An 11,512-nucleotide genomic window follows, 5' to 3' on the forward strand; every position below is an offset into this window, starting at 1 on the left:
ATGGGAAAACCTTTTTCCCATTCCCTTTAGCCTCATTCGGGTTCATTAAGTCCCACTTATACTGCCGGAGGAGGGAGTCGAACCCGTCACGAGTCGCTCCGCTCTTTAAGGAGAGGGGCTTCCTCTCCTTAATGTTCCTCTCCCGAAACGAAAGCATGGGAAAACCTTTTTCCCATTCCCTTTAGCCTCATTCGGGTTCATTAAGTTCCACTTATACTGCCGGAGGAGGGAGTCGAACCCTCATGAGGTTACCCTCACCGGATTTTGAATCCGGCGCGTCTGCCATTTCACCACTCCGGCTGAAATTGTTTCATTAAATATAAATAATAATCAAAAACTCTCTAACTGTCAAATATTTCAATTTTAATGCAACTTGTTGATTATATAACATTAAAATTGTAAATTATATAATTCCTTAGGGTTCTCCCAGAACCATTTTTCTATTATGGTATGAGCTTGCTTTTCTGTCATAGTTCCTTCCCGTATTCTTTTTCCTAAAACACTTGCAAGGCTCTCTTTTGCCATAACAAGATGACCAAACACCTTCTCTACTGGTATATTATAGTCAGCCCCAAAACCTACTATTTTATTTATAGGTACCGCATCTATAATCTCGTCGATAGCATCAGTTGTACATTTTTGAGATATTGCATAAGTCCAACAAAGGTTAAGCCAAACATTACTAAAACCTTTTGCCAACATAATAGTCTCTCTTACCCAGGGGTAACCAAGATGATATATATCAAACTTAACGTCTGGATATTTAATCAACAGCGGAATTATATGTAAAGGGTGGCGGTATCGAAAATCGCCCCAGTAACCAGTATGTACAGCAATGGTTAAACCTTTTTTAGAAGCGTACTTTAGTGCTTTATCTATTGTATAACTGTCAAACAATTTTCCTTCTATATGTGTGCCTTCTTTGAGCATTACAAACTCTTTTCTTGCGTCTTCTTTTATTGTTTCAACATACGGAAAAGATATCATTTTCAACCCAACAGCACCATCTTTTTTTACTATATCAATATAATTTTGAATGTGAGCAAGGTAGTCATCGAGAGTCTTAATTTTGTTGTTTTCCTTTAATCTTAAAGTTGTAGGTGCCAAAAATATGGTTTTTCCTGTCATCTTATCAATAACTGCTTCGCCAAATCCACCCCTTAAAGGCATAACTGGAGTAAAAAAATCAGGGTCTACATCTGTCCGACCACACTGGCAAAGACAAGTTTTTATTTTACAGGCATCCTTAAAAACTTTTTTGTAGATACCCGGCTTATTATTTTTTTTCATATTTTCAGATATGCTTCGATAGGTGTCTTGGTTAATATCTTCAGCCCCATAAAACTTTTTAGCCGCAAGTAAAGCCGCTCTCGAGTAGGAAGTATGCCTTATATTTTCCCAATAAGGCATAAACTCTTTCCATCTTTTTTCAATTGGAAGATTTGTATCAAAAAGACTCTTATATGTTGTTTCTGACATCCCTGCTCTACTAAGGTCTCTATGGGTGTAATGTGAAAAGAGAGTAAACACATCAACATTTTTTTCTAACCTTGCTTCTTCTGGATGGGTATGTTCGTGTCCATCAATAATCTCCATATTATCCATAACTTCAAGCAGGTTAAGTTCCACATCTCCAAAACCTTTTTTATAAAAAGATTTCATATCTCCCCCTAAAGTTTAGAACTTAACTAATTAGAATATTGTTAAACTATGCAGGTAATTGTAACTCGTTTTTACTCTCAAAACGAAAAGTTCTTGTAGCTTTTTATAGAAAGGAATGACGTTCTCTTCTTGTTTTTTACTAAAATTATTACTTAAAGATTCACTTAAAATATACCATATTAAGCGGAGAGGGTGGGAGTCGAACCCACGATCCGTTTCCGGATACGCGCTTTCCAAGCGCGCGCACTCGGCCTCTATGCGACCTCTCCAAATATCTAAAACTCAAATATTATTCTTTTTTTTCTGCTACATTTTTAGTAGGTAGTTTATACCCTGCTTTTAATCTTTTAGCAAGCATCTTTTGGGCTCTGCTTCCAAGTTGCTCATAAGAAATTTTACCTTTATCCATAGCTTTAAGGCTTTCTTTAGCTGCTTTTACTTTTTTTCTATGGATAAGCCCCATCTTTCTTTTAAGTTTTCCCATTAAAACTCCTTTATTCTAAATATTGTTAATAGAAGTATCTTGTTATAAATATCAATCCAATGTGTAACCTATATTATACCTGTCCAACCTGCCTTATCTTAACCATTCTATTTTTTACCAAAGACTCTTTCGCTGCAAGACAAGCGTATACACTCTGAATACCATCCTGTATAGAAGCTATAGATTTTTCTTTGTTTTTTACAATATTAATAAAATTTATTCCCAGTATATTGTCTCCACCAAAATGGCTCGCAACATCCCCTGATTTAATAGTATCAGAAAAAGGTTTGTGGTGCCTAACATACTTTATTTCATTTTCATACCAATCAAATCTTAGTGTACCGTGGTAACCGCTTATTGTAGCCCCTCTTGCGGCTGCGTCTCTTCTTGTGTAAAAGACCTGTGTATATACTCCGTGTGCTCCAGAAGCAAATTCTAATAAAGCACTTGAAGAATCTTCATTTGTGCCTTCCTCCAGAGAGCCACAGTCAACACTATAAACACACATATGGTCTTTTGTATGATGTCCTGAACCGTTTAATTTTCTATTTGTAGGGCTTTCAAGACAAGTATCAGTCTCTTTGCATTCAGAACATTTAAGACCTTTCTCTTTTGTTCCTCCAAAGATATGCATAAAAGTTGCCATGGCTCCTACCCTCACTATAGGTGAACCCATAAGGTATGATATATAATCAAAATCGTGGGTAGCCTTTTGTAAAAACAATCCTTGGGTAATAGAATAGTCTCTATAAGGTTGCTCCCAATACACAGTACCATAAGGAACATAGTTCCAAGCCATTATATGTTCAGGGTTACCTACAGCGCCGTTTTCAAGTTTCTCTTTTACAAACCGACATAAAGGACTTGCTTTCAAGCCAAAACCGACAACTACTTCACACTTTGAATTTTCAAAAGCTTTCTCCAGTTCAATCGCTTGTTCCATATTGATAGAAACAGGTTTTTCAAGAAAAAGTGGTATAGAATGTTTTGCTGCTTTTATAGCGTAAGAAGTATGTAAGTTACACCTTGTTCCAATAGCAAGAGCATCAAGTTTCCCTTTTTTTACCATCTCTTCAAAGGAGTTATAAAAAACGGCTTTATCTCTATCTTGCTCAGAAAGCCTTGAACGCGCTCCTTGTTCATCAGGATCAACAACCCCCACCACCTTAATATCTGGTTCTATATTTGCCAAGGTATGGTTAATTACTCCACTTATTCTTGCTCCTAACCCAACTACTCCTACCCTCATTTTTTCTCCTTAATCCAAACTTATTGCAATATATTCATATAAAAAGATTGTTGGTGTTTCTTAATTTTTCAACTTAAAGTTTCATAACTTCCACGTTCAGCGACTATAAATACCTCAGCATATTCGTAACCACATTTGTTGCCCCAATCTTTATTCACATCTCTTATATAATGAAAGGCTTTTGGTGATGCGCCTATTTCTACAAATTCTTTTTTTCTGTCAATCCATTCCGAAATATTCACAGAAACATCCCAGAGATTATTTGTTGTGCCTATCTCCGAATTTCCTTCATTCCACAAAAGTAGCCCACCTTTAAAACCTTCAGCAACAGCATCCTGGCAACTTTTTGCTACAAGAAGAGCCGTTGCAAGATGTTCAATCTGTTCGTTGTTCACACCATGAGTAATTACCCAGTATGGTTCTTTATTAAGAATGATATCTTTCAACTCGTTTCTTGCCCCTTGGTTTTCGTGGGCAGTAAGAATAGTCGGTACATCCTCGCCAACCCCTTGAGGTATTTTACAGCCATACCTTATTTCTTCCATACCCCCGTTCTGGTCAATATAGTTGCGTTGAGGGTGTCCAAGAAAAACAGGGTAAGTATCTACCTTAGACGCAACAGAAACAACCTTGAGTTTGTTAAGTTGCATCATTTCTACAGGAGTAGATTTATCAACTTTTAAAGTATCGCTAAAGGGGCATATTAACCCCGTTGCTGACATATTGTTCGTAGTAATAATATAAATTATACGGTAACCTCTGTCAAAACATTTCGCAAGAGTACCGCCTGCAAACATTTCTATGTCCCCTGAATGGGCTCCTATGAACATTATTGTTTTTGGCATTAATCTATTATTTCCTCGTTCAAGATAAAGATGTTGTTCCTTCTCCAGAAGACACAATAGCATACACCTCAGCAGCACCACAACCTACGCTTTTGCCCCACATTTTATTTGAAACTATTGGAAAAAAACCAGGTCTTCGAGGAAACGGAATCTGGCATTTATGAACAGAGATAAGGTCTATCTTTTTCTCAATATATTCCGTAATATCCACATAAACATCACATTTAATATTGGTTTCACCGAGATATGTATGTCTTTCTCTCCAGAAAAGCAGACCACCTCTATAACCTCTTTTTTTAGCAATTCTATAACTATTCAAAACCAGAAGCGCAGTTCCAATATGTTCAATATCCTGTTGAACAAGCCCATGGGTCACAATCCATTCAGGGTTATGTTGCAAAATTAAATCAGCAAGAGTATCGCAGGACTTATCATCTTCATAAGCAGTCACTATAGTCGGCACATCAACAGGTACGCCTTCAGGAAGAGAACTGCCGTACCTCAACTCCGCACAATGCCTGCCCCAACACACAGTATTGTTTGTTTTTACATCCCCATTATAATGCCTCTGAGGGTGGTCAAGATGCACGGGAACAGTACCCAAAAGAGCAGCGCCCTTAGCAGATTCCATCTTGCGCTGTTTCATCATCTCAAGAGTACCGGGGGTATCAACTCTAACGCTCCCATCAGGCTGGATTTTACTCCATCCGCCAGACATATTATTGGTCGCCATCACATAAACAATTCTATACCCTTTATCTTTGTACTTCAAAAGAGTACCGCCCACATTCAGTTCTATATCGTCGGCATGTGCGCCGATAGCCATAAACACTTTTTGCATACAATATCTCCATAAACATTATTAAATATACCACAAAAATACATATTTTACAAGATAAGCACACAACGTTGGATAAAGAGTTTAAAACGATAAAAGATTCAGTTTATAGAAAACAAAGAGCAAACCTTCGTAAGGCACTATCGAAGACCTTCAAGTTTTTTATACGTTTGAGACACAATGGCAGACGAAGGATGTTTTTCTATGATAATTTGGTAGTAACGTTTTGCTTTCTCTTTATTTCCAAGGTTTTCATAGGATTCTCCAGCAAGATACAGAGCAACAGGAATATATATATTGTCTCTTTCGCCTACTACTCTTATTAAAACTTCCAATTCATCTACTGCTTTCTTATATTCTTTATTAAGCATATATGCTCTTGCAAGAAGTACCGACCAGTTTCCTTCAAGTTTCGCAACAGGTATTTCTTGTGCCCATTGAACAAGTTTCTCGTAGGCAGAATTAAAATTTTTTGCTCTAAGAGTTGATATAACAGTTTGCCCAAAAGAACCTGATTTGATACCAATATTTTCAGATATAAGTGCCTCCCTATAAATGTTTAACGCTTTATCATAATCCCCTTTAGCCCTCCATATATCGCCTATCCCTATAGAGGCCCTCCTTTTGTCTTCTTGGGAACAAGTTTCTGTTTCAATAATTTTTAAAAATTCTGGTTCTGCTTTTTCAAATTCTCTTTTTTTCAGATATAAAGATGCAAGTTTTAATTGGATATATGGTTCCGTTTTCTTCGAAAGAAGTTTTATATAGACCTGTTCCGCATAATCATAATCACCTGTTTTGCAGGCAAGAGAAGCAGATTCAATAAGCACCCTACGTTTCTCGTTTTCATTGAGAGTTTTTTTATCTAATACAAGGTATACCTTCAACGCTTCACTGTTCATACCGTAACTTTTATATATACCTGCAAGATTAAAAAGTAGGTCAGTATTAAACTTATTCAGATTAAACATCTCAAACTCTTGTATATACTTCTTGGTAGATAATGACGTTATCCTTGTTTGCTTATAATCCTGTCTAACAAAAACATTAAGGGTTACTTTGTTGGTATTTCCATTTTTATCTTTTACTTCAAGAGAAACAGGGTAGATACCTTCTTTTAGGTATGTATGTGTAACTTCTTTACCTTCTGCCTTCTGCCCATCACCAAAAGACCAACTCCTCTTTTTTATATCTTGAGGTGGAAAAGATTTATCTTTAAACTTAAAAGTAATCAGTTCCCATTCTTCTTTTTTTAAATAGTTAGTATTTTCCCATTCAAACCCTCCAGTTATACTGTTTTTATAAGATTCTAACTTTGTTATGGAGGCCTTTGATATTGGTAGAAAAAAATTGGGCTGTATAACAATAAATTGTTCATTTTTATCTTTTATCGCGGCAACAGATATCTCCTGAGTTGGCCTTCCTATATGGTAATAGGTGAACTTATGTAGCCCCTTCTCAAGAAAAACTTCGCCTGTTCTTCCTGGTCTTACATAAGGTTCTGCTCTATGCCAACCTTCCCAATAAGCTATAAGGTTATCATTAATGAAAATGTATGAAGGACCAGCAGAAGAGGTTGCAAAAACCAATTTGTCAGGACTGAATAGATAAAAATATCCTTCATATATTCTTACCGTATCTTTCTCACTCTCAAAAGGGTTTGTTCCATCCCACACCTTTTCCCAAAAACTTCTACCAAGAAGACCTCTTTCTTTGCTCTGTTTTATAACATCTTTCACTCTTCCCCAATCTTCAACATATCTACCTACCCTTTTATAAACCTCCAATGTTAAGCCTCTCTGAGGCATCCATTTATATTGAGGAGAGGTTGCTTGAGGGTTTCCATAATAAACATAATAGAGCTCTTTTTCTACTGGAAAAACTATCTGGTAACGGTCATCTTTTAAGACAGAAACAACCCATACAGGTACCTCGTTTCCTGTTTTATCAAAAACCCTTATATCAGAACCATCTTCTTTTCCTGCCTTACCAAAAAAATTTATTAAAGCCACTTTTTCTACTGGAGCAGTATCTTTGCTTAAAGTTACTTCAACAGTCAACCTATATTGCCACCCTTTGTTCCAATTTTGTTCTTCAGAAAAAGATGTTGAAATAATTGGAATAATAATTAAAAAAAACATTAAAATAGAACGTCTCATTGTATATCTCTCCATTTTGTTATCCTGAACTTGTTTCAGAATCTCTAACCTAACTCACGTTGGTAGTAGGCATTACGTAAAAAGCGAGATTCCGGATCAAGTCCGGAATGACATATAAGGGGAATCTCATCCCATTAACTTGCTCTGCAGACTCCCTCAGAGGTACTCGGGACAAGACCCCAATGAGAGAGGGCAAAAAAAGGAGTAAATAACACCCCATACGTTTCTATTTTATGCTTTCTCTCTGCCCACAATACCATCCTCACGCCCTATTTTGCAGGGAACATATCAACAGAATCGAACCAGACTTCCCCGCTTTTCAGGTAAGAAAACAATTTTATTCTAAACCATTCAACTTTTGGGTTTTTAAATAAGACCGTAAACCTATAATTCTTCATTTCTTTGTTAGGATGAACAAACAACTCGTTTCGTTCTAACCTACGTCTTCTATCCCTAACAATACCCCAACCTTCAACAAAAACAATAACCTCAGGTGCACCACTTTTAACTTTTATATCAAGACCCAGTTCAGTAGGGGTTTCTATCTTGTGAAAGAGAGAATAGAGCCACACACCTTCACTTTCGGCGGTTTGTTTATCAAGATTAAATACCAATTCGCCTTTTTCTTTATCCCATACAACCTTTTTATCTACCAACCTCCATCCAAAAGGAGAACCCTCCCCTTGTGTAAAGTTTGGGTTAAGAACTATACCTTTTTCTATTTTACCTTTGGTCTCTTTGATTGAAACAACTATTTCGTTTGAAACAATGTTTTTGTATGTTATTTGAATTTTAAACTGGTTAGGGAGTTTTAAAGGGTAGTAATAATACGGAAAAAAAATCTTCCAAGCAACCTTCTCGCCCTGCTCAATCTCAACATCTCTTTTTCCAGGTCTGGGTTCAGGGGGCATATAATTGGTAAAAGAAAGTAAAGGTCCTTCATCTGATTTTATAGAAAGTTGAAAATCTCCACCAATAAAAATATTCTGGTTTTCTTTCGGTTGTAAATATTCTATACCAACCTTTAATGTTTCTGTTGAAATATTTTTTATTTCCAGAATCAAAAAAACTTCTTCCTCTTGAGTATACACATTTTTTTCTGATGAAAGAACCAAAGAAAAATCTTCAGATGAAACAATAACGTTTACCAGAACAAATAGACAAAACCCTAACAACAAACAATATTTTTTATACCTCATTTTTTGTAGATTTCCCTATAATATTTTTTAACCATATTCTCATACCCTGTCGGTACTTTTTCATCCCATACACCACCCAGTTCTGATGAACTTTTTGGGGTAGAACCCCTGTTTTCAGCCATAGAAACTCTATTTACAAGAAAAAGAGTGTCTGCTTCTTTAAGGTGAGAAATTATAAGATTCTTCTGTGTAAGCATACCTTGTTTATACCTACCTTCTTTAAGTTGTATATGAAAATCTTTCATACCAGATAGGGCTTTCTCAAGTTGCGGGTTGTAAACATTTAAAACCTTCATCTCTCTGATAACTCTTTCTGTTTTCTCTATAATTTTCTGCTGTTTTTCTGCAAGCATATCATACTTAAAATCTATACCCGGTTGAGGACCTTCCAAACCTTCAGGACCCCATCCGCTTATTTTACCTCCACCTGTTGGACCTAAAGATACCTCTTGGCTCAAATCTTCTATTTCTCCCGGTTCAAGATTATCAGGGGTAAGCCGTGCTGGAGTTTTACGACCACCTTTACCTGTCGCAGTCTTCTCAACCATCTCCCCATAACTACGCCCGCTTCTCCCTTCTCCGCTTCTGCCTCCTACTTCTTGTTGGTTAGGCATAAGATTGCCTGTCACTCCTTTAGCGCTCATATTACTTATTGGACCGTCCAAGGTCCCCCACCCTGCCCCTTTATCTAAACTATCCATCCAACTACTGGTGATATCTTCTATCTCTTCCTTCATATCTTCTTCCTGTTCAATAAGTTTACCTATAATATCTTCGAGTTCTTCTGGCAGGGCGGCTTCAGGTACATCATATTTTTGTTTGGGTTCTTCCATCTCCCACTTTATAAAGTCGGGTATTTCAGCAAGCCATTTCTCAAGGTTTGAAGTTATCTCTTCAGCCAACTCTAAGCCCGATTGAGTAGCTGGAATAACCAGATGTAGCGCTTGCTTTTTAAGTTGTTCTTCTGAACTCTGGATATGAGATATCATCTCTACAAGTTCTTCTGCAAGAGTAAACTGCCCTTTTGTTTGAGTAGATATTTTATTCAAATCGTCAAGTATCTTTTGGAACAGTTCTTTCCATCGGTTCTGTGTTTCTATCATCTCGTTAATTTTGTCTGTCCCTTGGGTTCTATCTTCTCTTTTATCAAGCCGTTTTGTCGCTTCTAAAACCTTTTTTTCTTCTTTAACAAATTGTTTAAGAGCAGATTTTAATGTTTCTGCCTGTTTTAACGTCTCTTCCTCAAGTTTCTTCTGTTCCGCTTGAATTTCCATTCCTCTTTTCGTCAAAGGATATATGCTATAAATAGAAGAAAACCCCTTATTGCCAGAAGGAGAGTTATCTAAACATTCAGCATAATAAAATATAGGAAGAGAAAATTTTTCTGGTGTTTTTATTGTATGAGAAACTATTACTTCTTTTTTCCCTTTAAAAGAAAACTGGCATATCAGAGGGTCTTTATCTGAAACATCTCCTCTATTTATCTGTCTCCTTATTTTAATTAAGGTTATTCCAAAATCGTCTTTTCCTTTCAATGTTATGGCCAAATCTCCGCCACCTTTTAAGTATATATCTCTCCCCGGTTCAGTAAACTCAATATAGGGTGAACGGTCAAAAACCACGTTAAACCTTTCTTTATTTGTCACTTTATATTTTGAAGATAAAGGGTCGTAATACTTAAAACGGTAAAGGGTAGCATTGTTCGCGTAAAAACTAAAAGTTCTTCTCTTTCCTTTGCCTCTACCTTTAATTGGATTGTTTATACCCAACTGTAGAGAAACATCTTCTACTGGGTTAGAAAATAAGGTCTCAATAGTAATTTTTGTCCCATAAAGAGTGGATATTTCACCTAAAAGTTTTTCCTCTTTTATCTTTTTCAGTCCTGTGTATGCTGGGAAATCGTAAGTAATTAGAAGGTTGGAAAGAATTGTACTATTTTTTACTTCAACCTTATACCAGACAGTACTTTTAGTGTCCCAAACTATTCTGTAATAAAAATCTTCTGTTACAGAAGGTATTTTGAACGAATAAAACCCTTTACCTAAGACCATCTTTTCTTTACCTACCTCGCCGTTTTTCATCTCAACAAAGGGGGTAATGTTCATATCTTTTAGATATACATATATCTCAAAAGACGCTCCTTTTTCCACAGTAGAGTTGCCCGGTTCCACCTTTATAATTTCTGAAAACATCTTAAGAGGAACAAATAATTTAACAAGACTTTTGCTGGCATAAGAATGGTAAAATGTTAAATAAGATATTAAAAGAAATAGTGAAATGTATACAAGTTTTTTGTATTTTGTAAGTTTTTGAGTATCTAAAGATTTTTCAAGACAAATTTTTTGGGTCAAACCAACAGTTTTCTGTTTTAATAGTTCTGTAAACGGATAAGGAAAGACATTGTTATCTCTTAACTGCCAAGAGTTAATAAGATGGGTATTAAACTCAGGCAACTTTTCTTCAATAAGTATAGTCAGTTTTTCATGCGAAAGATTTTTCCAACAGACAACATTATAGTAGTACCTAAACAAGAGAAGAAGAAAAACCATTAAAAATATTAACCTGAGAACAAATATTCCTTCCATACCAAAAGAAAATATGTGTTCCAAAAGAAGAGTAACAAAAACAAAAAAAACAATAGTAGCTACAGAAAAGAAGAAACCTTCTTTTATTCTTTTCTGTATTTCCAGAAACCTGTATCTTTCAATATAGTCTCTTATCTTTTTATCCATATCTTTTCACGTGAATTTTCTGTAACTCCTTCGACTCTTAATGCCTCTCCCTCAAGGGGAGAAGGCAAGAAAAGGGAAGGTGTTTGCGCCGTAGTACCAGAGTGAGTAGACACCACATACGCTTTTCTTTTATGTCTTTAACTGCCGTTTTGTGGCATTGCGAGGAATGCCTTCTAATGACGTGGCAACCCTCGTATTTATCCTTATTATTTTTTTGTCTTTTCTTCCAGTAAAAAAGTATGTGTTTAGGAACGAATTACGAGGTGCTACTACAACTCAAGCAAGAATCGGGCTGTTAACAAAAGGTTCAAGCCTTTTGTTCCCCTACTCTGAGCCTGTTGAAC

8 protein-coding genes and 2 tRNA genes are annotated in these 11,512 nt (G+C 36.2%); all 10 read right to left on the bottom strand.

The window, feature by feature from the left end:
* Nucleotides 1-217: 217 nt before the first annotated feature.
* A tRNA-Leu gene (locus M0P98_07900) sits at nt 218-300 on the bottom strand.
* 90 nt (nt 301-390) lie between these two features.
* Entirely contained in the window at nt 391-1,662 is a 1,272-nt protein-coding gene (locus tag M0P98_07905; GenBank protein ID MCK9266775.1) for an amidohydrolase, read from the bottom strand.
* 184 nt (nt 1,663-1,846) lie between these two features.
* Nucleotides 1,847-1,931, bottom strand: a tRNA-Ser gene (locus M0P98_07910).
* Between the two features lie 20 nt (nt 1,932-1,951).
* Nucleotides 1,952-2,146, bottom strand: coding sequence for a hypothetical protein (locus M0P98_07915; protein MCK9266776.1), 195 nt, complete (start codon nt 2,144-2,146; stop codon nt 1,952-1,954).
* Nucleotides 2,147-2,219: 73 nt separating this feature from the next.
* Entirely contained in the window at nt 2,220-3,395 is a 1,176-nt protein-coding gene (locus M0P98_07920) for a Gfo/Idh/MocA family oxidoreductase (GenBank protein MCK9266777.1), read from the bottom strand.
* A 68-nt stretch (nt 3,396-3,463) separates the two neighbouring features.
* Nucleotides 3,464-4,240 (bottom strand): hypothetical protein, encoded by a 777-nt coding sequence (locus tag M0P98_07925; protein MCK9266778.1) that lies wholly within the window; start codon nt 4,238-4,240, stop codon nt 3,464-3,466.
* 19 nt (nt 4,241-4,259) lie between these two features.
* Nucleotides 4,260-5,081 carry a PIG-L family deacetylase gene (locus tag M0P98_07930; GenBank protein MCK9266779.1) on the bottom strand — a complete coding sequence of 274 codons (822 nt, stop codon included), beginning with the start codon at nt 5,079-5,081 and terminating at the stop codon, nt 4,260-4,262.
* Between the two features lie 137 nt (nt 5,082-5,218).
* Nucleotides 5,219-7,252 carry a PKD domain-containing protein gene (locus tag M0P98_07935; GenBank protein ID MCK9266780.1) on the bottom strand — a complete coding sequence of 678 codons (2,034 nt, stop codon included), beginning with the start codon at nt 7,250-7,252 and terminating at the stop codon, nt 5,219-5,221.
* 254 nt (nt 7,253-7,506) lie between these two features.
* Nucleotides 7,507-8,436 carry a hypothetical protein gene (locus tag M0P98_07940; GenBank protein ID MCK9266781.1) on the bottom strand — a complete coding sequence of 310 codons (930 nt, stop codon included), beginning with the start codon at nt 8,434-8,436 and terminating at the stop codon, nt 7,507-7,509.
* Nucleotides 8,433-11,168, bottom strand: a complete 2,736-nt coding sequence (locus M0P98_07945; protein ID MCK9266782.1) for a hypothetical protein — start codon at nt 11,166-11,168, stop codon at nt 8,433-8,435. The genes M0P98_07940 and M0P98_07945 overlap by 4 nt, the downstream gene beginning before the upstream one ends.
* Nucleotides 11,169-11,512 lie beyond the last annotated feature (344 nt).

Source organism: bacterium, assembly GCA_023230585.1.
Taxonomy (GTDB): domain Bacteria; phylum Ratteibacteria; class UBA8468; order B48-G9; family JAFGKM01; genus JALNXB01.